Genomic DNA, 26,103 nt, shown 5'->3' with positions numbered 1-26,103 from the left:
AAGTTGCCCGTGGAGAAAGGCCCCACCCGTTTCAGGCTGACGGTGACGTAAGCGGAATGGGAACAGTTTTCAAGGCCGCCTGAGGGCGGCCTGATTGTTTCTGGAGACTGCCTTCCTTCTATATATCGCCCTTGCAGGAGCCGTCGGTCGGACGCTGGCGAAAGCCATCGACCGGCGGCACCTACAGGGGCGACAGGCGGTCAGTAAGCCGTCCGCCCCGTATGGTTGTTCAGCGAGATGACCTTGGTCTTGCCGATGCGGTGGCGATAGATCTCGCGCAGGTACTTGATGGCTTTCTTCACGCAATCGCGGGACAGGCGGATGTCGTTGATCGAGACGAACTTGTCCTTGTCGTTGATCAGCTCGCGGTACTTCTTCTCGTACATCGGCTTGATCGCGTACCAGTTGGTATCGAGGATCTTCGCCGGGTTCTCGAACTCGTTGAGCAGCTCGTCGATGCGGCTTTCATCGAACTCCTCGCTGACGATGAAATCGAGGATCGAGTTGTCCAGGGTCTCGTCGAAGCGGTACGGGTTGCGGGCAAAGCAACGCTTGATAAAGGCCACGATCAGGGTCAGGAAGTCGTCCGACAGGCACGGGCTCTTGGCGATCAGGGTGGTCAGCGAGAGGTTGGCCGAGGCGCCGATCACCAGGGCGTAACGCTTGAGGGTGGTGTTGGGGAACAGGCTGTTGAGGTGGGTCTTGAGCCGGTTCAGGTCCATGTACGACAGCTTGTAGTCCTTCGGCAGGGAGACGATCGACACCACCGACGAGCAGTTCTTGAAGAAGTGCAGGTCGTGCAGCGCGGCCGCGTCGTAACCGGAAGCCTTGTATTGCTCCAGCGCCGCGCGGTAGCGCTTGGACTCGATCGGCAGCAGGCTGATGCCCTCGATAGCCTGGGTCACCTTGTTGAAGTGCGGCAGGTCGATGGAGCGGAAGAACAGGTCGTCGATGTTCAGGCGCTGCGGCTCTTTCTCGAACACCTTGAACTTGTCGCCGGTCGGCACCGGGGTTTCCGGGACCACGGACTCGGCATAGGCGATCGCCACCGGGCCGGCCAGGCTCATGAACAGGTCGTTGGCATCCAGGCGGATGGTCTCGCCGATGTCGATGCCGGCGCGGCGGAAGTAGTTCTGGTCGTAGTCGGTGGTCACCGCCTGGGCGGTGAGGATGTTGAAGATCTGCTGGGAGATGTACTGGTTGGCGTGCTTCTCCATGGCGTTGACGTCGATGTTCTGGATGTTGCCGTCATCGCTTTCTTCGGCATAACGCATGATGTCGTTGGAGATCAGCATCATCGCGTTCCATGGGCGGATGCGCCCCATGACGCTGGCTTCGCTGCTGTCTTCGTTATCGAAGTTGTAGGAGAAGTCCCATTCTTCCGACAGGTATTTGCACAGCAGGCGTCCGGCGTTGATGTGCAAGGCTTCGGACATTTCGCTGCGGTGGTCGGAGATATTCGGCAGTACGCAGATACCGCTGGTGAAGATCGGCTCGAAGACGAAGGAATGGCCGCTCTTGCTGTCGTGCTCGTCGATCGGCTTGGTGTCGAACGTCTTGTTCATGTACGAGTACTGCTGGGCCAGGCCGAACTCCGAGGCCATGCCCGAACCGGTACCGCCGCCGGCGCTGAAGATCGAGAAGTACAGGCGCGACTGGTTGGCCTTGATGCCGCAGGAGTCGATCAGGTACGAGTGGATCATTTTCCAGTCGGGGCTGGAGAAGCGCTGGGTGTCCTTGTTGAGGATGATCTTGGCCAGGTACTGGCCGAGGATCGGCGCGTTACCGGCGCCGCCGGCATGGACTTCCGAGAGGTCCATGATCTTCATCTTGCTGTAGTCGCGGATGAAGCCGCTCTTTTCGCCCTTGCGCGAGAAGCGGATGCGCCCGGCGATGTCCTTGTCCAGGTCGCCCAGCATTACCAGCGGCTCGACCAGGAACACCGGTTTGCTCGCCTTGTTCTGGCCCAGGCGCAGGTTGTGGCGGATCCACTGGGCGGGGCTGTAGCCCTTGTCGGCATAGGCCTTGTCGTCGTTGTTGAACTCGTTGAGGTAGAACTTGCGGGCGTTGTACACCAGCTCCGCCACATCCAGGGCGATGTTCGACCCGCAGCGGCCCAGGCCGATCAGACAGACCGAGGGAAACTCCTGCTCGCGACGCGCCTCGAGTTCGTCCTCCAGGTGCGGCGCGCAGGGGAATACCGAGTCGCGCAGGCCGTCGAGGTTGTCGAGGATGCGGTCGGTGTTGGTTTCGGTGAAGTAGAGGTACTGCTGGGGCGCCTGAGGGCGCGAGCTGGACAATGGCTTCGAATCTGAAAAGCTCTGGCTGCCCGGGGTCAGCGTCAGTTCGGATACTGCGTTGGCAGAATTGTTTTTAGAAGTCATTGTGCGCCGTGTGCCTGGACTGGTCGGCTCGGTGACAAGATATCAAAGAGCCATCAAGTGGGGTCTCGCGACTTTACAGTGCGATATTGGCCCTAGCGATAGGGATAAGTCTGATGGCCGCTAGGGGGAATCCTTTCCTAAGTTCAGATGAATCGGCCAGTTTTCGGTGATCTTTAATCAAAAGGAGGCAAGATGATGGCAACGTTACCCACCCTCGGGTTCGCCGGTATTGGCCTGATGGGCTTGCCCATGTGTCGCCGTCTGCTGGCGGCGGGTTATCCCCTGGTGGTGTGGAACCGCAACCGGGAAAAATGCACGCCACTGCTGGAAGCGGGTGCGCGACTGGCCGAGACCCCGGCCCGGCTGTGCGAGGCGGCGGACCTGGTGCTGCTGTGCCTGGCCAACACCGAGGTGGTGCGCGAGGTGGTGTTCGGTGCCGAGGGTATCGCCCAGGGAGCTCGGGCCGGCCAGTTGCTGGTGGATCTCTCCAGCCTGGAACCGACCGCTACCCGGGAAATGGCCGCGCAGCTGGCGAGCAGCACCGGCATGGGCTGGGTCGATGCCCCGGTGTCCGGCGGCACGCCCGGTGCCGAGGCCGGCAGCCTGGCGATCATGGTCGGTGGCGAGGCGGCGGATATCGAAAGGGTTCGGCCGATCCTGCTCAACCTGGGGCAGCGGGTGACCCATATGGGCGGCGTCGGCGCCGGCCAGGTGACCAAGGCCTGCAACCAGATGATCGTCGCCTGCAATGCGCTGGTGATCGCCGAAGTGGTGGCGCTGGCCGAACGTTCCGGGGTCGATGCGTCATTGCTGGCCGAGGCGCTGGCCGGTGGTTTTGCCGATTCCAGGCCGCTGCAGATCCTTGCCCCGCAGATGGCCGAAAGCCGCTTCGAACCGATCAAATGGCATGTGCGCACCCTGCTCAAGGATCTGGATGGTGCGGTGAAGTTTTCTCGCGAGCAGGGCTCGGCCACGCCGATCAGCGGATTGGCCGCACAACTGATGCGCCTGCATGGCGGCCAGGGCTATCTGGAGCAGGATCCCGCGACCCTGATCCGCCTGTATCGCGAACCGGCGTCAGAGGGCTGACCGCGCCGACGGCGGGCAGCATTCGCTGCTCGATCTCGTCGATCATCCCGGGCAGCTCTTCCAGGGGCATCGCACGGCTGAGCAGGTAGCCCTGGATGAAGTCGCAGCCGTACTGGGCGAGGAACTCGTACTGCTGCTCGCTCTCGACGCCTTCGGTCACCACCTGCAAGTGCAGGGTATGGGCCATGACGATGATCGCCTGGACGATCTCCTTGTCCTGGGTCGACTGGGGCACGTCCTGGATGAACGAGCGGTCGATCTTCAGGGTGTTGAGCGGCAGGCGCTTGAGGTAGGCGAGGGACGAGTAACCGGTACCGAAGTCGTCGATCGACAGCGAAACGCCGAGATTGCGGATCTGTCGCAACAGGGCCACGGTGCTGTCGATGTTACCCATCAGGGCGTTTTCCGTGACTTCCAGTTCCAGGCGCTGGGGCGCGACACCGGCGCTGCTCAGGGCGTTGGCGATCTCCTCGGCCAGCTCTTCCCGGGCCAGGTTCAGGGCCGAGCAGTTCACTGCGATTTTCAGCTCGGCAAAGCCGTGGCGGGACAGGGCGGCCAGGTCCTCGCAGGCCTTGCGCAGGACCCAGTTGTCCAGTTCGGCAATCAGCCCGTTGGCTTCGGCGATCCCGATGAAGCGATCCGGGGCCAGCAGCCCGTGCAACGGATGCCGCCAGCGCACCAGCGCTTCGAGCTTGCTGACCTTGCGGCTGCTCAGGTCGTAGATGGGTTGGTAATACAGGGTCAATCCGGCTTCGCTGCGCAGGGCGTTGCGCAATTCTTCCTCCAGTTGCAGTTCCAGGCTGGCCCGGGTCTTCAGGTTGGCGCTGAAGAAATGCAGGCTGTTGCGACCGCTGCCCTTGGATTGGTAGAGCGCTAGGTCGGCATGCTTGAGCAGCTCTTCGCTGGTCTTGCCATCGTCGGGAAAGACGCTGATGCCGATGCTGGTGGTCATCACCATGCGCCGTCCTGCCAGTTCGATGGGTTCTTTCATCTTGCTCATGATGCGTTGCGCCATGTGCTGGGCTTCGTCGCGGTCGTTCAGGCTCATGAGGATGCAGAACTCGTCTCCGCCGAAACGCGCCACCACGTCTTCATGGCTGCGGGTGGAGCTTTTGATATGGCCGGCAATCACCTTCAACAGTTCGTCGCCGGCATCGTGGCCGAGGCTGTCGTTGATCCGCTTGAAGTGATCGATATCGAGGAACATCACCGCCAGCATGCCGCCCTGCACAGTCTTTTCGATGAGCTTTTCGGCGAACAGCTGATTGAAGCCGCGACGATTGATCAGATTGGTCAGGGCGTCGTAATGCGCCACCTGTTGCAGCGCCACCCGGGCCTGGTCCAGCTGGCTCAGTAAGGTGTTGACCCGGCGCAGGTCCTGTTCCTTGTGCTGGAGTTTCTTGTCCGCCAGGGCCGCGCTGATGCTACTGCCGATGATCAACAGGGCGATGACGGCGATGGTCAGGCCCAGTTGCAAGGGGTTGTCGTCCACCGCGATCGAGGGCGTGCCCGCCGCTGGCATCACCAGTTTCAACGCCCACATGCCGGTGAAATGCATGGCGACTATGCCACCCCCCAACAGCAGGCTGGACGCATATTTGAGCAACTGGTGGAGCATGCCGCTGCCATTGCTCAGGTAGCGGGACAAGAGCAAGGCGACCAGGCTCGCGCTGATGGCGATGGCAATCGACAGACCGAAGAGGTCGGGCTGGTAGTAGGCCGTGGCTTGCGAGCGCATGGCCGCCATGCCGACATAATGCATGGTGCAGATGCCCAGGCCGATCCAGATCGACGCCAGCAGGTAGCGCCACAGCTGCAATTGGGCATGGCTGAGGGTCTTCATCGCCAGCCAGGATGCAATCACCGCGATCAGCAGTGACACCAGGGTCATGGGCAGGTCGTAATGGGTTTCGATGGGGATCTGCAGCGCCAGCATGCCGATGAAGTGCATGGCCCAGATGCCGCCGGCCAGGCAGAAGGCGCCGACCCAGCGCCAGCGTTGCTGGGCCGCTGCCAGGTCGACGTGGCGCACCCGTTCGGCCATGTCCAGGGTGGCGAAGCTACCGGCGCAGGCCACCAGATAGGCGAGGATCACCAGCACGGGGTTGTGATTGCAGGTGAGTAATACCTGCCCGCCTTCGGGGAGCTCGGTAAAAAAATGCAGACCAAGCCATTCCATCGCATGCCCCGTTTCTTGAGTCATCCAGGGCCAGCCCTGGGTGGCTGGCCAATGGGACTGAGTATAGGAAGCCGAGGCAAGGCCGGGAGCGATGGTGGCAAATTGACTTAAATGATTTCGGAATTCAATTCATAGCCAATCGAGCTAAGCGCTCTGTTCGAAGTACTGCGTCGGCTCCAGGGGCGCGAGCCCGAATGCCGCGCGCGCGGCGTCGCAATCGACGTTCTGTTGGCCATTTTCCCAGGACGCCTCGAACTCGCGGCAGGTGCTGGAGCGCTGGTGATAGATCGAACAGCTGACTTCCTTTCCGACTTCGCCGGTCAGCGCGGTGCAGCGGGTCGGCTTGCAATCGGTCCCGAGCATGGCGACCCGGCTGGGGCTGATGGACGCCACCAGATCGTCGGGGACCGTACCGCCGGAAGAGGCGCATTCACCCCAGAAAAAAGACACACGAAAGTGTGAACAGCAGGCACCGCAATTCAGACACGGACTGGCTTCGGACATGGGCGTATTCAAAGGGGAGGAGGTTGATGAGGGGGGGCAGCAAGGCCGCTATTCTAGGCTTCGCAACGGCCTTGGGAAGGGGGCGCGCGAGGTATTTTTCAGGCCCTGTGCAAGCCCTTGAAAAATCGGGCTTTAGCCCCGGTACCCGGGGACTTTCGGCGGTTTCGGCGGGGGCGCTGGCGCTGTTTGGGCAGCCGTCGAGCGCGGTCGACGAACCACGCTTCGGATTACCTGATATCAGACTTACGAATCATTACAGACAACCGCGGCGGGGCTGACTAGATTGCAACTTCCAGGCTCGGTTGCGTCTGGCCGAATAACAATAAATGAGACCGACCCATGCAGAACTCGACCCAAGCGGCGAATGCCTGGCGCATTCTGTTCCTGTTGTTCCTGGCTAACCTGTTCAACTTCTTCGATCGCACCATTCCGGCCATCATCATCGAGCCGATCCGCATGGAATGGCACCTGAGCGACTTCCAGATCGGCATCATCGGCACCGCCTTCACCATCGTCTATGCCATTGCCGGCCTGCCCCTGGGACGCATGGCCGATACCGGCTCGCGCAGCAAGCTCATGGGCTGGGGCCTGGCGGTGTGGAGCGGGCTGACCGCGGTCAACGGCCTGGTGGGCAGTTTCTGGAGTTTCCTGATCGTGCGCATGGGCGTCGGCATCGGCGAAGCCAGCTATGCGCCGGCCGCCAACTCGCTGATCGGCGACCTGTTCCCGGCCCATCGCCGGGCCCGGGCCATGGGCATCTTCATGCTCGGCCTGCCCTTGGGCCTGTTACTGGCGTTCTTCACCATCGGCGCCATGGTCAAGGCCTTCGACAGCTGGCGCGCACCCTTCTTTATCGCCGCGGTACCGGGCCTGTTGCTAGCGGTGTTCATGTTCTTCATCAAGGAGCCCAAGCGTGGGGCGGCGGAGACGGTGAAGGTCTCCCAGGAGCGCGTCGACCGGCCGATCCGCCGGGTGCTGGCGATCCCGACCTTTCTCTGGCTGGTGCTGGCCGGGCTGACCTTCAACTTCGCTACCTACGCCTGCAACTCGTTCCTGGTGCCGATGCTGCAGCGTTATTTCCTGATGCCCTTGCAGGACGCCGCGGTGGCGACCGGGGTGATAGTCGGGGTGACCGGCCTGTTCGGGCTGACCCTGGGCGGTTGGGTCGCCGACAAGATTCACCAGCGTGTCGCCAACGGCCGGTTGTTGTTCGCCGCCTTCAGCATGCTGGTCTCGACCCTGTGCACCGCCTGGGCCCTGCATGCCGGGCGCATCGAGATTGGGGTGTTCGTCGCGGTGTTCAGTGTCGGCTGGCTGTTTGCCTACAACTTCTATACCTGCGTTTACACGGCGATCCAGGATGTGGTCGAACCACGCTTGCGCGCCACGGCCATGGCGCTGTTCTTCGCTGGCCTGTATCTGTTGGGCGGTGGCCTGGGGCCGGTGGTGGTGGGGGCGCTGTCCGATCACTTCGCCCATGCGGCGATGTACGCCGCCGGGGCCGAGCAGATGACCGAGGCGTTCAAGGCGGTTGGCCTGCATGACGCCATGTACCTGATCCCGGTGGCGTTGCTGCTGACCATGCTGTTCCTGTTCCTGGCTTCGCGCTGCTTTGTGCGCGATGCACAGCGCATGAAGGACGGGTTGGTGCCGGGCGAGCCAGCGGGAGCGGCGGTGGCCGCTTGAACAGGTGCTTTGTAGGAGCGAGGCTTACCCGCGATGAACGATGACGCGGTGTGCCAGATAGAACGGGTTGCTCCCATCGCGGGCAAGCCTCGCTCCTACAGAAACAAATAAAAAAAGGCCCGCATTGTGCGGGCCTTTTTCATTTACCGGGAGAGCAGGGGATCAGCCCGCCACCAGTACCCGGATCGCTTCCAGGCGCAGCGCCGCTTTCTCAAGCATGGCCAGGCCTTGTTCGCGTTGTTGGCGCAGGGCCACCAGCTCGCTGTCGCGCACGGTCGGGTTGACCGCTTGCAACGCGGTCAGGCGCGCCAGTTCTTCGTCGGTGTCGGCGGCCAGGCGACGTTGCGCCTCGGCCACGCGCTCGGCGTGACGCGGGGCGATCTTCGCTTCACCGGCGTTGATCTTCGGCGTCAGTTGGTCGCGCTGGGCCTGGATGAACTTGTTGGCGCTGGCCCGTGGCACGCTTTCCAGCTGGTCGTTGAGGGTCTCGAAGGCGACGCGCGCCGACAGGTCGTTGCCGTTGGCGTCCAGCAGGCAGCGCAGGGCAGCCGGTGGCAGGTAACGGCCCAACTGCAGCGAACGCGGTGCTACCACCTCGCTGACGTACAGCAGTTCCAGCAACACGGTGCCGGGTTTCAGCGCCTTGTTCTTGATCAGCGCCACGGCGGTGTTGCCCATGGAGCCGGACAGCACCAGGTCCATGCCGCCTTGCACCATCGGGTGTTCCCAGGTGATGAACTGCATGTCTTCGCGAGACAGCGCCTGGTTGCGGTCGTAGGTGATGGTCACGCCTTCGTCGTCGCCCAGCGGGAAGCTGGCGTCGAGCATTTTTTCGCTCGGCTTGAGGATCAGCGCGTTGTCCGAATGGTCTTCGCTGTCGATGCCGAAGGCGTCGAACAGGGTTTCCATGTAGATCGGCAGGGCGAACTGATCGTCCTGTTCGAGGATCGCTTCCACCAGCGCATCGCCTTCGCCAGCGCCGCCGGAGTTGAGTTCCAGCAGACGGTCGCGACCGGTGTGCAACTCGTCTTCCAGACGCTCGCGCTCGGTGCGCGCTTCGTCGATCAGCGCTTGCCACTCGCCGTCGTCGGCTTCTTCCAGCAGCGGCAGCAGGCGTGGGCCGAACTGATGCTGCAGGGCGTTGCCGGTCGGGCAGGTATTGAGGAAGGCATTCAGCGCTTCGTGGTACCACTGGAACAGGCGCTCTTGCGGGCTGGTTTCCAGATACGGCACATGCAGTTCGATCACGTGTTTCTGGCCGATCCGGTCGAGACGGCCGATCCGCTGCTCCAGCAGGTCCGGGTGTGACGGCAGATCGAACAGCACCAGGTGGTGGGCGAACTGGAAGTTGCGACCTTCACTGCCGATTTCCGAGCAGATCAGCACCTGGGCGCCGAACTCTTCGTCGGCGAAGTAGGCGGCGGCGCGGTCGCGCTCGAGGATGTTCATGCCCTCGTGGAACACCGTGGCCGGGATGCCGGAACGCACGCGCAGGGCGTCTTCCAGGTCCATGGCGGTTTCCGCGTGGGCGCAGATCACCAGGACCTTGGTGCGCTTGAGCATCTTCAGCTGGTCGATCAGCCATTCGACGCGCGGGTCGAATTTCCACCAGCGCTCTTCTTCGCTGGCGTCCGGCTGGGCCTGGAAGCTGACTTCCGGGTACAGCTCGGCGTGTTCGCCCAGCGGCAGTTCCAGGTATTCGTCCGGGCATGGCAGCGGGTATGGGTGCAGCTTGCGCTCGGGGAAGCCTTGCACCGCGGCACGGGTGTTGCGGAACAGCACGCGGCCGGTGCCGTGGCGGTCCAGCAGCTCGCGCACCAGGCGCGCGCTGGCCTCGCTGTCGCCCTCGTTGACGGCGGCGAGCAGGGCTTCGCCTTCGTTGCCGAGGAAACCGTGGATGGTCTTGTGCGCTTCTGGCGACAGGCGACCTTTATCCAGCAGCTCCTGCACGGCTTCGGCCACCGGGCGATAGTTTTCGCTCTCGGCGCGGAAGGCGGCCAGGTCGTGGAAACGGTTCGGGTCGAGCAGGCGCAGGCGGGCGAAGTGGCTGTCCTGGCCCAGCTGTTCCGGGGTGGCGGTGAGCAGCAGGACACCCGGGATCACCTCGGCCAGCTGTTCCACCAGCGCGTATTCCGGGCTGACCTGGTCTTCGTGCCACACCAGGTGGTGGGCTTCGTCGACCACCATCAGGTCCCAGCCGGCGGCGAACAGCGCGTCCTGGGCCTTCTCGTCGTCCACCAGCCATTCCAGGGCCACCAGGGCGAGCTGGGTGTCCTCGAAGGGGTTGGCGGCATCGCTTTCGATAAAACGTTCTTCGTCGAACAGCGCGACCTGCAGGTTGAAGCGCCGGCGCATTTCCACCAGCCACTGGTGTTGCAGGTTTTCCGGGACCAGGATCAGCACGCGGCTGGCGCGGCCCGACAGCAGCTGGCGATGGATCACCAGGCCGGCTTCGATGGTCTTGCCCAGGCCCACTTCGTCCGCCAGGAGAACCCGCGGCGCGATACGGTCGGCGACTTCACGGGCAATGTGCAACTGGTGGGCGATAGGCTGGGCGCGTACGCCACCCAGGCCCCACAGCGACGATTGCAGCTGGCGGCTGGTGTGTTCCAGGGTGTGGTAACGCAGGGAGAACCAGGCCAGCGGGTCGATCTGTCCGGCGAACAGACGGTCGCTGGCCAGACGGAACTGGATGAAGTTCGAGAGTTGGGTTTCCGGCAGGGTAACGACTTCGTTCTGCCCGTTGAGGCCGTGGTAGACCAGCAGGCCGTCGACGTCGTCGACTTCGCGCACGGTCATTTTCCAGCCTTCGAAGTGGGTGATGGTGTCACCCGGGGAAAACCTCACGCGAGTGAGGGGCGCATTCCGTAGCGCATACTGGCGAGTGTCGCCAGTGGCCGGATAGAGCACGGTCAGCAAGCGGCCGTCCTGTGCCAGAACGGTGCCTAGACCTAGCTCGGCTTCGCTGTCACTAATCCAGCGTTGCCCCGGTTGATACTGCTGCGCCATGCTGCCTGACTCCCGCCTTGAAAAAGCCGACTATGTTAACGGATCGGCGCCCTCAGGCCAAAGGACTCTAACAAAAACAACTACGCTGGAAGGTAGCGTATCGGGCGCATTTGTCGGGGCTCGGGGCACTATCGGGTGACGACTGGGTCACAAGTTTGCGACCGATGGCTCAAGTCGCCCCCGCAGCAGCCGACAGCCTGCCGACAGGAGACCAATTATATGCTGCCCCCGATGCTGCCCTTGAGTGCCGTGCCCGTGACCTCCCAGCAGGATCCGATCCGGCCGCGCCCGGACATCCCGCCGGTGGTGCCGGTGCAACAGAGTTCCAACGAAAGCACCATCGACCTGCAAAAGCGCGATGCCGAACAGTCGGCGCTGCTGCTGCGTGAAGAACAGCAGCGCCAGCAGCAAAAGCACAAACGCCAGCGCGAAGCCGAGGCAGAGAACGATCCCGAACTGCACCTGGCGGTGCCCGGGGACGAGTTGAATGCCGACAACACCGTACCGGTGGTGCCGCTGATAGAGGATGCGCCACGCCAGGGGCTGTGGGTCGACGTCGAGGTTTAGATACCGCTCTTTAATGCCTGCAACAGCAGGACGAGGAGTCACACGCCGCAATCCGCACGATGCTGGTCAAATACGGCGGACCTCCACCTTTAATTGCGCTCAATAGCTGCCGATCACTGGTCAGCCGCCGCGTCACGCCGCATTATTGGCAAACCCGTAAGGGCCGCAGCCACGCTATCTATATATAGAGGCTCCGGTCGACATTGACCTGAATGATGCAAGCCAACGCCATGAGCCAAGACGACAATCTGATCGACCTGAACGCCGAACGTACCAAGCGTGTGCATGACTTGAAGGAAAAGCGCCTGAATGAAGTGCGCCAGGCATTCGAGCAGGCAATGCCCCTGGGCAAGCCGAAGAAGAAGCCGAAAAAGCCGAAAAAGCGCTGAACCGGGCGCGATCTGTTGATGTAAGTCAGTTATTTCCCCTCCCTGTCGTCCTGTCGTGGGCGACCATTGACCCCGGTCAATTTTCCCCGCCGCCTCTTTGGTTAACTTAGCCCCATCGCAACAGGGCAAGAGCAGGAGGCCAGTCATGTTTTTCGACAATGTGGTGATCGCCGGAGTGCTGACTGTCGGCCTCATGGTTCTGTTTTTCGCTGGGTTTGGATTTTTCATCTGGAAAGATGCGCATAAACGCAAAAAACCTTAAGTCTTTCCGGTAACGAGCACGCAAGGCATTTTGGGCAACTTCGGTTGCCCTTTTTTTTGCCTGCGTGTTTTGTAGGAGCGAGGCTTGCCCGCGATGGCGTCCGTTTGCGCGATACAGGTCTCCAGGTAAAACGCGGAACCAGGTTTCAGGGCTGCCTTGCAGCCCATCGCGAGCAAACTTCGCTCCTACAGAAGCCGATCATTTCTTTCAGGCATAAAAAAAGGTGCGACCCGAGGGGCGCACCTTTTTTGTCGCGGGCTGAGCGAATCAGGTCCCGAGGGCTTTCGAGGCCAGCCAGAACAGGCCGGCCGACAGCGCCACGGTCGCCGGCAGGGTCAGCACCCAGGCCAGCAGGATGGTGCGCACGGTGCCGCTTTGCAGGCCGCTTTTGTTGGCGACCATGGTCCCGGCCACACCCGAAGACAGCACGTGGGTGGTCGATACCGGCAGGCTGAAGATATTGGCCATGCCGATCAGGCCGGCGGCGGTGATCTGCGCCGACATGCCCTGGGCATAGGTCATGCCTTGCTTGCCGATCTTCTCACCAATGGTCTGTACCACACGTTTCCAGCCGATCATGGTCCCCAGGCCAAGGGCCAGGGCTACGGCCAGGATTACCCAGAACGGCGCGTACTCGGTGGTGGCGGTCAGGTCTTTGCGCAGCTTGTCCAGGTCAGCCTTTTCACGGGCCGGAAGGTGCGGCAGCTTGCCGACTTTCTTCGCGGTGTCATCCAGGCAGAGCAGGTAACGACGCACTTCGATGCGGCTTTCGGCCGGCAGCGAGTGATAGTCGGCAACGCCCTTGAGGGTGCCCAGCAGCGCCTCGATGGTCGGTTCGGTCTGCTGCGGGTTGCAGCGGAACTTGCCTGGCAGGTCGTCTTTCACGCTTTTGCCCAGGGCCAGGAACTCGCCCAGGGAGTCCTGGTTGCGCTGATAGAACTGGCTCAGGTGCAGGGTAGCGTCGCGAGTACGTTCGATCTGGTAGGTGGTGCTGTTCAGGTCGAGCACGAACTGCGCGGGCACGATACCGATCAGTACCAGCATGATCAGGCCGATGCCTTTCTGGCCGTCGTTGGAACCGTGCACGAAGCTCACGGCCATGGCCGAGATCACCAGCACCAGGCGATTCCAGAACGGTGGGTGTTTCTTGTCGTCGATCTTGCGGCGGTCTTCCGGGGTCTTGTGCATCTTCGAGATCGGGCGCCACCACTTCAGGCCGATCAGCACCAGGGCGGCGATCAGGAAGCCGGCCATTGGCGAGAACACCAGGGAAGCACCGATGTCGATCGCCTTCTGCCAGTTCACGCCATCGCCCAGCGGGATGTCGTTGAGCAGGGCATTGGCCAGGCCGACGCCGAGGATCGAACCGATCAGAGTGTGGGAGCTGGAGGCGGGAATACCGAAGTACCAGGTGCCCAGGTTCCAGGTGATGGCCGCGGCCAGCAACGAGAAGACCATGGCCAGGCCGTGGCCGGTGTTGACATTGATCAGCAGCTCGACCGGCAGCAGATGGACGATGGCATAGGCCACGCCGACGCCGCCCAGCAGCACGCCGAGGAAATTGAATACACCGGAAAAGAATACGGCCAGGTGCGGCGGCATGGCTTTGGTGTAGATAACAGTGGCAACCGCATTTGCGGTGTCATGAAAGCCGTTGATGAACTCGTAGGCGAGGACAAAAGCCAGGGCGAGCAAGAGGCTCACAAGCACCCAAGCATCCAGTCCGCTGAATAAATCGATCATGAAGGTTTTCTGACCCGGTCATAAGGGGGCGCGATTATGCCAGAAAACCCTGGTAATCGATGCACTAGGTGCTGGTTGGTAACATTCTTCAACGAAAAAGCCGGAGGCAGGCCAATGGCCATGCCTTTTTTCGGGGCATGGGCAAGCCATTGATTTTACTGGGGCTCATCCTCAAGGTCAGGGGCGCAATGCTCAGCCAAACGTCTCAAACGCTTGTATGAAATTTCAGTTCCATGACACTTTTTGAGTCCTTGAGGCCCATTCGCTGCAATGCGGCTGGCACCTGCCCGGCCTTGCGATCGGCATTAGTTCGCAAGGGTACCGAGCAATGCGAAAGCTTCAGGCGAACAGCATCACGGCTGTTCTGCCTTGAGCTCTTTTTCCATCTTTTGCAGTTCTTGGGTAAAGGCCTGGTCGAGAATGCTGGCGCGCTTGCGCCAAGGTTTGCGTTCCGGTTCAGGCTGGGCGGCGTAGGTGGTGACTTCGCCTCCGTAAACTTCCTTGTAACGTTGTTCCTGGCGCTCAAGTTCCGCGCGCAGTTCGTCTTTCGTCACAGTGTTACCTAATTGAGTTGAGATAATTCCGGCGATACGCATTGCCTCGATCGGGTTTATCAAACCGCCTCGTACCCGCCTCGATTAACGGAGCCAGGAGTGCGATGGGGGTTCGCTAAACCGCTTCTTGTTGCATGCGGCCACGCCACCGGATAAGAACAGCTGTCGTAGCAACAGTTTCTTTTTTGCAAACGCATTGGCCGGGCATATTGGAATGAGCGTCAAGCGCTTGCTGCAGGAAGCGTCACTTGCCTGGACGCACCTGATGATACTGCCGAATGCAGAAAAGCGTCGGTGATCACTTTACTCATTATAGCGGCGGCCATGAATAACTCTATCGGCAATAAGTTAAAAATCATCAACTTGATATCAGGGTTTTGTTACACGAAAGTTTTAATCCGTATGACGAGAGTGGTCATCCGGCAGTTCTGTAACAAGGCCTGACAAGTTGCACGAATTAACACATGGCATGAGAGTTTTATTGGCGGCGGAAAAAAGTCGCGTCGGGCAGGCAGCGCTCCCGGGATGGATTGCGATTATCGGTCGACGGTTCGATAATCGCCCAATGTTGGCCGTGCAGGCTTGTGCATCCTTTCCAGTACGGCTTGTAATAAGCCAGACTTCCGTCGCAGAGAACCTGAAATGAACGATCAATTGCGTAATTCCTTCGCTTCCGCCGCGCCACCGATTGTCGCTTCGCCGGCCAAGCGGATTCAGGCGCTGACGGGTGATCCGGATTTCATGACCTCTCTGGCTCGCGGCCTGGCAGTGGTCCAGGCCTTTCAGGAGCGCAAGCGCCATCTGACCATCGCCCAGATCAGCCATCGCACGGAGATTCCCCGTGCCGCCGTGCGCCGCTGCCTGCACACCTTGATCAAGCTCGGTTACGCCACCACCGACGGCCGCACCTATTCGTTGCTGCCCAAGGTGCTGACGCTGGGGCACGCCTATCTGTCTTCCACGCCGCTGGCGGTGTCGGCCCAGCCTTACCTGGACCGCATGAGCGAGCAACTGCACGAAGCCTGCAACATGGCCACCCTGGAAGGCGACGACATTCTGTACATTGCCCGTTCGGCCACCACCCAGCGCCTGATCTCGGTCGATCTCTCGGTTGGTGGACGCCTGCCGGCCTACTGCACATCCATGGGCCGGATCCTGCTGGCGGCGCTGGATGACGCTTCGTTGCGCGAATACCTCGAGCATGCCGACCTGCAAGCCAAGACCAGTCGTACCCTGCACACGCCGGAGGCGCTGCTCGAATGCCTGCAACAGGTCAGGCAGCAGGGCTGGTGCATCGTCGATCAGGAACTGGAGCAAGGCCTGCGCTCCATCGCCGTACCGGTGTACGACGCTTCGGGCCAGGTGCTGGCCGCGCTCAACGTCAGTACCCATGCCGGCCGCGTCAGCCGCGCCGAGCTGGAGCAGCGCTTCTTGCCGGGCCTGCTCAGCGCCAGTCGCGACCTCAGCGCCCAACTGTTCGCTTGAGGGCTGCCTGCTTAAGCTGTTCGATAAACGCACAGATACGCGCTTGCTGAATTGACGCTCTTTCCCTTGCCTCATTAATGTCGCGGCAGCGTCATCCGGCCATTGGAGCACTGCCTCTCCAATGGCCGCGTGGCGACCCCATAATAATGAAGAGGCCAACCCCCATGAGCATCGCCCGCGCGCCCAGCCGCGCCCCTTTATCCCGCCTTCGCCTGCCGATGGCCTGATCCCGCAAGACCCTTTTCGATCTGAACCGACCAGCCCTGGCTGGCACCTGTTCGCCTGCGTTTTTCGCGTGGAATAAAAATAATGAACCAGCCTCAATCCGCTGTAGGGAACTGCCTCGACGTGCAGTCCTTTATCAATGCCCAGCCGCTGTCGCGCTATCAGTGGCGGGTGGTGATCCTGTGTTTCCTGATTGTCTTCCTCGATGGCCTCGATACCGCGGCCATGGGCTTTATCGCGCCGGCGCTGTCCCAGGATTGGGGTATCGATCGCGCCAGCCTCGGCCCGGTAATGAGTGCGGCGCTGATCGGCATGGTGTTCGGGGCGCTGGGTTCTGGCCCTCTGGCTGACCGCTTCGGGCGCAAAGTGGTGCTGGTGGGGGCGGTGCTGCTGTTCGGGGCCTTCAGCCTGGCGTCGGCCTACAGCAGCAATGTCGACCAGTTGCTGGTGCTGCGTTTCCTCACCGGCCTGGGTCTGGGCGCCGGCATGCCGAATGCCACCACGCTGCTCTCCGAGTACACCCCCGAGCGCCACAAGTCGTTGCTGGTGACCAGCATGTTCTGTGGTTTCAACCTGGGCATGGCCGGCGGCGGTTTCATTTCCGCCAAGCTGATTCCGGCGTTCGGCTGGCACAGCCTGCTGCTGATCGGCGGGGTCCTGCCGCTGATCCTGGCAGTGGTGCTGCTGGCCTGGTTGCCGGAGTCGGCGCGTTACCTGGTGGTGCGCAATCGCGGCACCGACAAGGTACGCAAGGCCCTGGCTCCAATCGAGCCGGGCACGGTCGCCCAGGCCGCGAGCTTCAGCGTGCCGGAACAGAAGACCGTGAAGGCGCGCAACGTGTTTGCGGTGATTTTCTCCGGGACCTACAGCGCTGGCACCTTGCTGTTGTGGCTGACCTATTTCATGGGGCTGGTGATCGTGTACCTGCTGACCAGCTGGCTGCCGACCCTGATGCGCGACAGCGGCGCGAGCATGGAGCAGGCGGCCTTTATCGGCGCGCTGTTCCAGTTCGGCGGGGTGCTCAGCGCCGTGGCGGTGGGCTGGGCCATGGACCGCTTCAACCCGCACAAGGTCATCGGCACCTTCTACCTGCTGGCCGGGGTCTTCGCCTACGCGGTCGGGCAAAGCCTGGGCAACATCACCTTGCTGGCGACCCTGGTGCTGGTCGCCGGCATGTGCGTCAACGGCGCGCAATCGGCGATGCCGTCCCTGGCCGCGCGCTTCTATCCGACCCAGGGCCGCGCCACCGGCGTGTCGTGGATGCTCGGCATCGGTCGCTTCGGGGCGATCCTCGGGGCCTGGATGGGCGCCACGCTGCTGGGGCTGGGCTGGAACTTCGAGCAGGTGCTGACCGCGCTGGTGATCCCGGCGGCGCTGGCGACCACGGCGGTGGTGATCAAGGGCATGGTCAGCCATGCGGATGCGACCTGATCGAATGAGCAAAGCGCTCCTGAAGGGAGCGCTGAGTACCTGTAGCCGCTGCCGCAGGCTGCGATCGACCCGGGCCGCGTTCGGAGAACGGTCGCGAAGATCTCAGGATCATTGAAGGCCTTCGGTCTTATCGCAGCCTGCGGCAGCGGCTACGACGCAATCGATAGTCAGACAACAATCTGTTCGATAAACGAACACTCAGTCGATTATCGGATTGTTTGGGTGTTTCCCCCGGCTTAATCTTCAGTCACTCAGGTCGCATCCCTTGCGCCTTTTTCTTCCAGTCGCTCAATAACAATCGGGAGATCCCTCCATGGCTGAAATCCTTTCGCTGCACGACGCGGTGAAGCAGTTCGTCAACGACGGCGATACCGTCGCGCTCGAAGGCTTCACCCACCTGATCCCCACGGCCGCGGGTCACGAAATCATTCGCCAGGGCAAAAAAGACCTGACCCTGGTACGGATGACCCCTGACCTGATCTACGACCAGTTGATCGGTGCCGGTTGTGCCCGCAAGCTGATTTTCTCCTGGGGCGGCAACCCAGGCGTGGGTTCCCTGCATCGCCTGCGGGACGCGGTCGAGAAGCAATGGCCCCACGCCCTGGAAATCGAAGAACACAGCCACGCCGACCTGGCCAACGCCTACGTGGCGGGCGCCTCTGGCCTGCCATTCGCGGTCTTGCGCGCCTATGCCGGCTCCGACCTGCCGAAGGTCAACCCGCTGATCAAGAGCGTGACCTGCCCATTCACCGGTGAAGTGCTGGCGGCGGTGCCATCGGTGCGCCCTGATGTCACCGTGATCCATGCGCAGAAAGCCGACCGCAAGGGCAACGTGCTGCTGTGGGGCATTCTCGGCGTGCAGAAGGAAGCTGCCCTGGCCGCCAAGCGCTGCATCGTCACCGTGGAAGAAATCGTCGACGACCTGAACGCCCCGATGAACGCCTGCGTGCTGCCGACCTGGGCCCTGAGCGCGGTCTGCCACGTACCGGGCGGCGCCCATCCGTCCTACGCCCACGGTTACACCGAGCGCGACAACATCTTCTACCAGGCCTGGGACCCGATCGCCCGCGACCGTGAAACCTTCACCGCCTGGATCAACGAATACATCCGCGGCAGCGCCGACTTCAGCGAATTCCAGGCCAAGCTGGCCGCAGCAACGGGGGCCAAATAATGACTTACTCCACCAATGAAATGATGACCGTTGCCGCCGCCCGCCGCCTGCAGAACGGCTCGGTGTGTTTTGTCGGGATCGGTCTGCCGTCCAAGGCCGCCAACCTGGCGCGCCTGACCTCGTCGCCGGACGTGGTGCTGATCTATGAATCCGGCCCGATCGGCGCCAAGCCTAGCGTGCTGCCGCTATCCATCGGTGACGGAGAACTGGCCGAGACCGCGGACACCGTGGTGCCGACCGGCGAGATCTTCCGCTACTGGCTGCAAGGCGGGCGTATCGACGTCGGTTTCCTCGGCGCCGCCCAGGTCGACCGTTTCGGCAACATCAACACCACGGTGGTCGGCGACTACCACCAGCCGAAAGTCCGCCTGCCGGGCGCCGGCGGTGCGCCGGAGATCGCCGGCTCGGCCAAGAGCGTGCTGATCATCCTCAAGCAGTCGTCGCGTTCCTTTGTCGACAAGCTCGACTTCATCACCTCGGTCGGTCACGGCGAAGGCGGCGATTCGCGCAAACGCCTGGGCCTGCCAGGGGCCGGGCCGGTGGGGATCATCACCGACCTGTGCATCATGGAGCCGGAAGCCGGCACCCATGAGTTCGTGGTCACCTCGCTGCACCCGGGCGTGACCCGCGAGCAGGTGGTCGCCGCCACCGGCTGGGCGATCCGTTTCGCCGAGCAGGTCGCGGAAACCGCCGCGCCGACCGAGATCGAATTGACTGCCCTGCGTGACCTGGAAGCCCGCACCGCCGCGGCCCACGGCCAAACCCCGGGAGAAGCCTGATGCGCGAAGTGTTTATCTGTGACGCCATTCGTACCCCCATCGGCCGCTTTGGTGGTGGCCTGTCGACAGTCCGTGCCGACGATCTGGCCGCTGCGCCCATCAAGGCGCTGATCGAGCGCAACCCGTCGGTGGACTGGAGCGCGGTGGACGAGGTGTTCCTCGGCTGCGCCAACCAGGCCGGCGAAGACAATCGCAACGTGGCGCGCATGGCGCTGCTGCTGGCCGGGCTGCCGGAAACCATTCCGGGCGTGACCCTCAACCGCCTGTGCGCTTCGGGCATGGATGCCATCGGTACCGCCTTCCGCGCCATCGCCAGCGGCGAGATGGAACTGGCCATCGCCGGCGGCGTCGAGTCGATGTCCCGCGCGCCATTCGTCATGGGCAAGGCCGACACCGCCTTTTCGCGAAACATGAAGCTGGAAGACACCACCATCGGCTGGCGTTTCATCAACCCGCTGATGAAGGCCCAGTACGGCGTGGATGCCATGCCGCAGACCGCTGACAACGTCGCCGATGATTATCAGGTGTCGCGCGCCGACCAGGATGCGTTCGCCCTGCGCAGCCAGCAGCGTACCGCCGCGGCGCAGGCCGCCGGGTTCTTCGCCGAGGAAATCGTCCCGGTGCGTATCGTCCACAAGAAGGGCGAGACCGTTGTAGAACAGGACGAACATCCGCGGGCCGATACCTCGCTGGAAACCCTGAGCAAACTCAAGCCGGTCAACGGCCCGGACAAGACCGTCACCGCCGGCAACGCCTCGGGCGTCAACGACGGGGCGGCGGCGCTGATCCTGGCGTCGGCCGAGGCGGTGAAAAAGCACGGCCTGACCGCCCGTGCCCGGGTTCTGGGCATGGCCAGCGCCGGCGTCGCGCCACGGGTGATGGGCATCGGCCCGGTGCCGGCGGTGCGCAAGTTGACCGAGCGCCTGGGCGTGGCGGTCAGCGATTTTGATGTGATCGAACTCAACGAAGCCTTCGCCAGCCAGGGCCTGGCGGTGTTGCGCGAACTGGGCCTGGCGGACGACGCGCCCCAGGTCAACCCCAACGGCGGCGCCATCGCCCTCGGCCATCCGCTGGGCATGAGCGGCGCGCGCCTGGTATTGACTGCGCTGCACCACCTGGAAAAGACCGGTGGCAAGAAAGGCCTGGCGACCATGTGCGTAGGTGTCGGCCAAGGCCTGGCACTGGCCATCGAGCGCGTCTGACGCGCTTCTTATAAGAACGAGGATCGAGCATGACCGACAAGCCCGGTTACCGGCGCCCGCAACCAGGTACTCAGCCTGAGTACCTGCACCCGGCCTACAAATCCACCAACACCCGCTCGCCGTCCAAGCCGCTGGTGTTCCTGCCCCATTCGCTGTCGGAAATCACCGGCCCGACCATCGGCGCCGATTACCTGCAGGACAAGGATAACGACCTGACCGCCCAGCATGCCGGCGAGCCCCAGGGCGAACGCATCATCATCCACGGCCGGGTGCTGGACGAGAACGGCCTGCCGGTGCCGGGGATCCTGGTGGAGATCTGGCAGGCCAACGCCGCCGGTCGCTACAACCACGAGCGTGACCTGCACGATGCGCCGTTGGACCCGAACTTCACCGGTACCGGGCGCACCGTCACCGACGCCGATGGCTGGTACCAGTTCCAGACCATCAAGCCTGGTGCCTATCCCTGGGGTAACCACCACAATGCATGGCGTCCGGCGCACATCCACTTCTCGCTGTTCGGGCCGAGCATCCTCACGCGGCTGGTGACCCAGATGTATTTCCCGGGCGACCCGCTGCTGGCCTACGACCCGATCTACAACTGCGTGCCGGACACCCGCGCCAAGGAACGCCTGATCGCCAGCTTCGACCTGGAGAAAACCATTCCGTCCTACGCCCTCGGCTACCGTTGGGACATCGTCTTGCGCGGCCGCGATGCCACGCCGATGGAGAAATAAGATGACGCTGACAGCGACCACGTCCCACACCGTCGGCCCCTACTACCACATCGGCCTGACCTGGCTGAACCGCGAAGACCTGACCCGGGCCGAGACCCTCGGCGAGCGGGTGGCGATCAGCGGCCAGGTGGTGGATGGCAACGGCGATTTCGTCAACGACGCCATGCTGGAAATCTGGCAGGCCAACGCGGTCGGCAAGTACGACCACCCGGAAGACGATCAGGCCAAGGCCCTGGACCCGAACTTCCAGGGCTTCGGCCGGGTGCCGGTGGATGGGGAAGGGCGTTTCCGCTTCACCACCATCAAGCCGGGCAGCGTGCCTGGCCTGCAGGGTTCGACCCAGGCGCCGCACCTGGTGGTGCTGGTCTTTGCCCGGGGCCTGGTCAAGCACCTGCTGACCCGCATCTACTTCGACGGCGAGCCGGCCAACGCGGCCGATCCGCTGCTGGCCCGCGTGCCCGAAGAGCGTCGCGCCACCCTGCTGGCCAAGGCGGATGCGCCGGGTCACTACCAGTGGAACGTGATCCTGCAGGGTACCGACGCGGAAACCGTGTTTTTCGATTATTGAGTGTGCCTGGGGGGAGCGCGAGCAAGCTCGCTCCTACATGACCGCAGTTGAATCACGGCATCGTGATCGACCCACATCCTGTAGGAGCGAGCTTGCTCGCGATAAGGCCGAATAGGCCGACACCCCCCAAGGTCGTCTTGCGGAACGGGACTGTTACAAAGTATGTCTAGACTCACCACGTCCCCAAAGAGTGAAAAGCCATGACAACGTTAACCAGTCACTACACGACCGAGGAACGCAGCAAGAGGATCTTCGCGATCGTCGGTGCCTCCTCCGGCAACCTGGTCGAATGGTTCGACTTCTACGTCTACGCCTTCTGCGCGATCTACTTCGCCCCGGCGTTTTTCCCCTCCGACGACCCCACGGTGCAACTGCTCAATACCGCCGGCGTGTTCGCCGCCGGGTTCCTGATGCGTCCTATCGGCGGCTGGCTGTTCGGCCGGGTGGCCGACAAGCACGGGCGCAAGAATTCCATGATGATCTCGGTGCTGATGATGTGCGCAGGCTCCTTGGTCATCGCCTTCCTGCCGACCTACGCCAGCATCGGCGCCTGGGCGCCGGCGCTGCTGCTGATGGCGCGGCTGTTCCAGGGCCTGTCGGTGGGCGGGGAGTACGGCACCACCGCGACCTACATGAGCGAAGTCGCGCTCAAGGGCCAGCGCGGGTTCTTTGCATCCTTCCAGTACGTGACCCTGATCGGCGGGCAACTGCTGGCGGTGCTGGTGGTGGTGATCCTGCAACAGTTTCTCGACGAAGCGGAACTCAAGGCCTGGGGCTGGCGGATTCCGTTCGTGATCGGCGCCATCGCCGCCCTGATCTCCCTGCTGCTGCGGCGCTCGCTGAAAGAAACCACCAGCAAGGAAATGCGTGAAGACAAGGACGCCGGCAGTGTGGCTGCGCTGTTCAAGCATCACTCCAAGGCCTTTGTCACCGTGCTCGGCTACACCGCCGGCGGCTCGCTGATTTTCTACACCTTCACCACCTATATGCAGAAATACCTGGTGAACACCGCGGGCATGCACGCCAAGACTGCCAGCTACATCATGACCGGCGCGCTGTTCCTTTATATGTGCATGCAGCCGCTGTTCGGCATGCTGGCGGACAAGATCGGCCGGCGTAACTCGATGCTCTGGTTCGGCGCGCTGGGTACGCTGTGCACCGTGCCTATCCTGCTGACCCTGAAAACCGTTACCAGCCCGTTCCTGGCCTTCGTGCTGATCACCCTGGCCCTGGCGATCGTCAGTTTCTACACCTCCATCAGCGGCCTGGTAAAAGCCGAGATGTTCCCGCCGCAAGTGCGGGCGCTGGGGGTAGGCCTGGCCTATGCGGTGGCCAACGCGCTATTCGGCGGTTCGGCGGAATACGTGGCCCTGGGCCTGAAATCCCTGGGCATGGAAAACACCTTCTACTGGTACGTGACGGCGATGATGGCGATTGCCTTCCTGTTCAGCCTGCGTCTGCCTAAACAGGCGGCGTACCTGCACCACGATCTTTGACCTGTCCGCGTGCGTCTGTCGCGGACGCACGCCCCAAAGGATTGTTTATGAGTACACCGGCGAGCAACCAACTGTTCGATGCCTACTTCACCACCCGCGATATGCGCGCGGTGTTCTGCGACCAGGGCCGGGTCCAGGCCATGCTCGACTTCGAGGCCGCGCTGGCCCGGGCCGAGGCTCGGGTCGGGGTGATCCCGGCCGAGGCGGTGGCGCCGATCGAGGCGGCCTGCCGGGCTGGGCTCTATGATTTTTCCGCCCTGGGCGAGGCCATCGCCACCGCGGGCAACTCGGCGATTCCGCTGGTCAAGGCCCTGGGCAAACAGATCGCCAAGAGCGATGCCAGCGCCGAGCGTCATGTGCACCTGGGCGCCACCAGCCAGGATGTGATGGACAGCGGGCTGGTCCTGCAGTTGCGGCATGCGCTGAGCCTGATCGACAACGACCTGGCGCGCCTCGGCGGCATCCTGGCCGCGCAGGCCCAGCGTTATGCCGCCACCCCGATGGCCGGCCGGACCTGGCTGCAACATGCCACGCCGGTCACCCTCGGCATGAAGATCGCCGGCTGGCTGGGGGCGCTGACCCGCAGCCGCGAGCGTCTGGCGCAGCTCAAGCCGCGCTTGCTGGTGCTGCAGTTCGGGGGGGCCTCCGGCACTCTCGCGGCCCTGGGCGGGCAGGCCCTGCCCATTGCCCAGGCCCTGGCGGAGGAGTTGCAACTGAGCCTGCCGGAACAGCCCTGGCACACCCAGCGCGACCGGCTGGTGGAGTTCGCTTCGGTGCTTGGCCTGATCGCCGGCAGCCTCGGCAAGCTCGGCCGTGACATCAGCCTGCTGATGCAGACCGAGGCGGCGGAAGTCTTCGAGCCGTCGGCGCCGGGCAAGGGCGGTTCCTCGACCATGCCGCACAAGCGCAACCCGGTGGGCGCGGCGGTGTTGATCGGCGCGGCGATCCGGGTTCCCGGGCTGCTGGCGACTATGTTCAGCGCCATGCCCCAGGAGCACGAACGCAGCCTGGGCCTGTGGCATGCCGAATGGGAAACCCTGCCGGAGATCTGCTGCCTGGTGTCCGGCGCCTTGCAACAGGCGCTGCTGGTGGTCGACGGGCTGGAAGTCGACGCCGCGCGGATGGCCAGGAACCTCGACCTGACCCAGGGGCTGGTGCTGGCGGAAGCCGTGAGCATCGCCCTGGCCCAGCGCCTGGGCCGCGAGACCGCACACCATCTGCTGGAGCAGTGCTGCAAGCGTGCGGTGGCCGAACAACGGCATCTGCGCGCGGTGCTGGGGGATGAGCCGCAAGTGACCGCCGAGCTGTCGGCGGAAGAACTGGATCGCCTGCTGGACCCGGCGCATTACCTCGGCCAGGCACAAGCCTGGGTCGAGCGCGCCGTGGCCGAACATTTAGCCTTGAACGCCTGAAGGAGACTGCCGTGGGATTCGTACAACTCGCCGATGGCGAACTGCATTACCAACTGGATGGCCCGGCCGATGCGCCGGTGCTGGTCCTGTCCAACTCCCTGGGTACCGACCTGCACATGTGGGACATCCAGATCTCGGCCTTTACCAAGCACTTCCGCGTGCTGCGTTTCGACACCCGTGGCCACGGCAAATCCCTGGTCACTGAAGGGCCCTACAGCATCGAGCAGTTAGGGCGCGACGTGCTGGCGCTGCTGGATGCGCTGCATATCCAGCGCGCGCATTTCTGCGGCCTGTCCATGGGCGGGCTGATCGGCCAGTGGCTGGGCATCAATGCCGGCGGGCGCCTGAACAAGCTGGTGGTATGCAACACTGCAGCGAAGATCGGCGACCCGTCGGTATGGAACCCGCGCATCGAAACCGTGCTGCGCGATGGCCAGGCGGCCATGGTCGCATTGCGCGATGCCTCGATCGCCCGCTGGTTCACCCCGGACTTCGCCGCGGCGCACCCGGACCAGGCCAAGCTGATCACCGACATGCTGGCGGCCACCTCGCCCCAGGGGTATGCCGCCAACTGCGCGGCGGTGCGCGATGCGGATTTCCGCGATCAACTGTCGGCGATCGAGGCGCCGACCCTGGTGGTGTCCGGTACCGAAGATGCGGTCACGCCGCCCTCTGGCGGGCATTTCATTCAGGAGCGCGTGCGCGGCGCCGAATACGCCGAGTTCCATGCGGCGCACCTGTCCAACGTCCAGGCCGGCCCTGCGTTCAGCGAGCGGGTCGTGGCATTTCTGCTGGCTGACCAGAACATTTGAGGAAGCCCCCGATGGACGAGAAACAACGTTACGCCGAAGGCATGCAAGTGCGTCGCGCGGTGCTGGGCGACGCCCATGTCGATCGCAGCCTGAACACCCTGACCGAGTTCAACTCGGAGTTCCAGGAAATGATCACCCGGCACGCCTGGGGCGATATCTGGACCCGTCCGGGCCTGCCACGCCACACCCGCAGCCTGATCACCATCGCCATGCTGATCGGCATGAACCGCAACGAAGAGCTCAAGCTGCACCTGCGTGCCGCCGCCAACAACGGCGTGAGCCGCGCCGAGATCAAGGAAGTGATCATGCAGAGCGCGATCTACTGCGGCATTCCGGCGGCCAACGCGACCTTCCACCTGGCCGAGTCGGTGTGGGACGAACTGGGCGTCGAATCCCGCGGCTGATAATCCACGATCTATAAA

Annotated in this window: 22 protein-coding genes; 16 read left to right on the top strand and 6 right to left on the bottom strand. The window is 63.0% G+C overall.

Going from position 1 to position 26,103, the window contains the following annotated elements; genetic code table 11:
• Nucleotides 1-200 precede the first annotated feature (200 nt).
• Nucleotides 201-2,384, bottom strand: coding sequence for a hypothetical protein (locus J4D52_RS13740; RefSeq protein ID WP_102676756.1), 2,184 nt, complete (start codon nt 2,382-2,384; stop codon nt 201-203).
• A 192-nt stretch (nt 2,385-2,576) separates the two neighbouring features.
• Here J4D52_RS13740 and J4D52_RS13735 point away from each other — a divergent pair, with 192 nt between their 5' ends.
• The gene (locus tag J4D52_RS13735; RefSeq protein ID WP_102676755.1) at nt 2,577-3,473 is read left to right on the top strand and encodes an NAD(P)-dependent oxidoreductase; all 897 of its coding nucleotides are present in this window, start codon (nt 2,577-2,579) and stop codon (nt 3,471-3,473) included.
• Here the strand turns inward: J4D52_RS13735 and J4D52_RS13730 are convergent.
• Nucleotides 3,364-5,652 (bottom strand): bifunctional diguanylate cyclase/phosphodiesterase, encoded by a 2,289-nt coding sequence (locus J4D52_RS13730; protein WP_102676754.1) that lies wholly within the window; start codon nt 5,650-5,652, stop codon nt 3,364-3,366. The genes J4D52_RS13735 and J4D52_RS13730 overlap by 110 nt on opposite strands.
• A gap of 144 nt (nt 5,653-5,796) precedes the next feature.
• On the bottom strand, nt 5,797-6,156 hold the full coding sequence (locus J4D52_RS13725) for a YkgJ family cysteine cluster protein (RefSeq protein ID WP_025806747.1): 360 nt from the start codon (nt 6,154-6,156) through the stop codon (nt 5,797-5,799).
• Nucleotides 6,157-6,495: 339 nt separating this feature from the next.
• On the opposite strand from J4D52_RS13725, the gene J4D52_RS13720 reads away from it, so the two are divergent.
• The gene (locus tag J4D52_RS13720; RefSeq protein WP_025806748.1) at nt 6,496-7,842 is read left to right on the top strand and encodes an MFS transporter; all 1,347 of its coding nucleotides are present in this window, start codon (nt 6,496-6,498) and stop codon (nt 7,840-7,842) included.
• Nucleotides 7,843-8,004: 162 nt separating this feature from the next.
• Here J4D52_RS13720 and rapA read toward each other — a convergent pair whose 3' ends face one another.
• On the bottom strand, nt 8,005-10,851 hold the full coding sequence (gene rapA, locus J4D52_RS13715; RefSeq protein WP_025806749.1) for an RNA polymerase-associated protein RapA: 2,847 nt from the start codon (nt 10,849-10,851) through the stop codon (nt 8,005-8,007).
• Between the two features lie 219 nt (nt 10,852-11,070).
• Here rapA and J4D52_RS13710 point away from each other — a divergent pair, with 219 nt between their 5' ends.
• The 3 genes from J4D52_RS13710 to ccoM all read left to right on the top strand — a co-directional run bounded on the left by J4D52_RS13710 (nt 11,071) and on the right by ccoM (nt 12,069).
• Nucleotides 11,071-11,418: a hypothetical protein gene (locus J4D52_RS13710; RefSeq protein ID WP_025806750.1), complete on the top strand. Its 348-nt coding sequence runs from the start codon at nt 11,071-11,073 to the stop codon at nt 11,416-11,418.
• 230 nt (nt 11,419-11,648) lie between these two features.
• Nucleotides 11,649-11,807: a hypothetical protein gene (locus J4D52_RS13705; protein ID WP_164485749.1), complete on the top strand. Its 159-nt coding sequence runs from the start codon at nt 11,649-11,651 to the stop codon at nt 11,805-11,807.
• Nucleotides 11,808-11,952: 145 nt separating this feature from the next.
• The gene (ccoM, locus tag J4D52_RS30645; RefSeq protein ID WP_007926603.1) at nt 11,953-12,069 is read left to right on the top strand and encodes a cytochrome c oxidase subunit CcoM; all 117 of its coding nucleotides are present in this window, start codon (nt 11,953-11,955) and stop codon (nt 12,067-12,069) included.
• 267 nt (nt 12,070-12,336) lie between these two features.
• Here the strand turns inward: ccoM and J4D52_RS13700 are convergent, their stop codons facing one another.
• Both J4D52_RS13700 and J4D52_RS13695 read right to left on the bottom strand, forming a co-directional pair.
• Nucleotides 12,337-13,812: an inorganic phosphate transporter gene (locus J4D52_RS13700; protein ID WP_025806752.1), complete on the bottom strand. Its 1,476-nt coding sequence runs from the start codon at nt 13,810-13,812 to the stop codon at nt 12,337-12,339.
• A 353-nt stretch (nt 13,813-14,165) separates the two neighbouring features.
• Complete coding sequence (locus J4D52_RS13695; RefSeq protein ID WP_009047397.1) at nt 14,166-14,366, bottom strand: hypothetical protein; 201 nt, start codon at nt 14,364-14,366, stop codon at nt 14,166-14,168.
• Between the two features lie 642 nt (nt 14,367-15,008).
• Here J4D52_RS13695 and pcaR point away from each other — a divergent pair.
• The 11 genes from pcaR to pcaC all read left to right on the top strand — a co-directional run bounded on the left by pcaR (nt 15,009) and on the right by pcaC (nt 26,085).
• Nucleotides 15,009-15,851: a pca regulon transcriptional regulator PcaR gene (pcaR, locus tag J4D52_RS13690; RefSeq protein ID WP_009047398.1), complete on the top strand. Its 843-nt coding sequence runs from the start codon at nt 15,009-15,011 to the stop codon at nt 15,849-15,851.
• 309 nt (nt 15,852-16,160) lie between these two features.
• Complete coding sequence (locus J4D52_RS13685; RefSeq protein WP_025806754.1) at nt 16,161-17,507, top strand: MFS transporter; 1,347 nt, start codon at nt 16,161-16,163, stop codon at nt 17,505-17,507.
• Between the two features lie 313 nt (nt 17,508-17,820).
• On the top strand, nt 17,821-18,678 hold the full coding sequence (locus tag J4D52_RS13680; RefSeq protein ID WP_009047400.1) for a CoA transferase subunit A: 858 nt from the start codon (nt 17,821-17,823) through the stop codon (nt 18,676-18,678).
• Nucleotides 18,675-19,457: a CoA-transferase subunit beta gene (locus tag J4D52_RS13675; protein ID WP_173678536.1), complete on the top strand. Its 783-nt coding sequence runs from the start codon at nt 18,675-18,677 to the stop codon at nt 19,455-19,457. Before J4D52_RS13680 ends, J4D52_RS13675 begins: the two co-directional genes overlap by 4 nt.
• Nucleotides 19,454-20,659, top strand: coding sequence for a 3-oxoadipyl-CoA thiolase (gene pcaF, locus J4D52_RS13670; RefSeq protein WP_172667003.1), 1,206 nt, complete (start codon nt 19,454-19,456; stop codon nt 20,657-20,659). Before J4D52_RS13675 ends, pcaF begins: the two co-directional genes overlap by 4 nt.
• 29 nt (nt 20,660-20,688) lie before the next feature.
• Nucleotides 20,689-21,393 (top strand): protocatechuate 3,4-dioxygenase subunit beta, encoded by a 705-nt coding sequence (gene pcaH, locus J4D52_RS13665; RefSeq protein WP_025806757.1) that lies wholly within the window; start codon nt 20,689-20,691, stop codon nt 21,391-21,393.
• A gap of 1 nt (nt 21,394) precedes the next feature.
• Nucleotides 21,395-21,961: a protocatechuate 3,4-dioxygenase subunit alpha gene (gene pcaG, locus J4D52_RS13660; RefSeq protein ID WP_063428747.1), complete on the top strand. Its 567-nt coding sequence runs from the start codon at nt 21,395-21,397 to the stop codon at nt 21,959-21,961.
• Nucleotides 21,962-22,161: 200 nt separating this feature from the next.
• Entirely contained in the window at nt 22,162-23,457 is a 1,296-nt protein-coding gene (locus J4D52_RS13655) for an MFS family transporter (protein WP_016702068.1), read from the top strand.
• Between the two features lie 47 nt (nt 23,458-23,504).
• Nucleotides 23,505-24,869, top strand: coding sequence for a 3-carboxy-cis,cis-muconate cycloisomerase (locus tag J4D52_RS13650; protein ID WP_063428748.1), 1,365 nt, complete (start codon nt 23,505-23,507; stop codon nt 24,867-24,869).
• A gap of 11 nt (nt 24,870-24,880) precedes the next feature.
• Entirely contained in the window at nt 24,881-25,681 is an 801-nt protein-coding gene (pcaD, locus tag J4D52_RS13645; RefSeq protein ID WP_063428750.1) for a 3-oxoadipate enol-lactonase, read from the top strand.
• A gap of 11 nt (nt 25,682-25,692) precedes the next feature.
• The gene (gene pcaC, locus J4D52_RS13640) at nt 25,693-26,085 is read left to right on the top strand and encodes a 4-carboxymuconolactone decarboxylase (protein WP_025806762.1); all 393 of its coding nucleotides are present in this window, start codon (nt 25,693-25,695) and stop codon (nt 26,083-26,085) included.
• Nucleotides 26,086-26,103: the final 18 nt, after the last annotated feature.

The organism is Pseudomonas sp. GW460-12-10-14-TSB1, from assembly GCF_017349775.1.
Taxonomy (GTDB): Bacteria; Pseudomonadota; Gammaproteobacteria; order Pseudomonadales; family Pseudomonadaceae; genus Aquipseudomonas; species Aquipseudomonas piscium.
The sequence above is the reverse complement of the archived record's forward strand: the minus strand, read 5'-3'. Positions and strand labels throughout refer to the sequence as shown.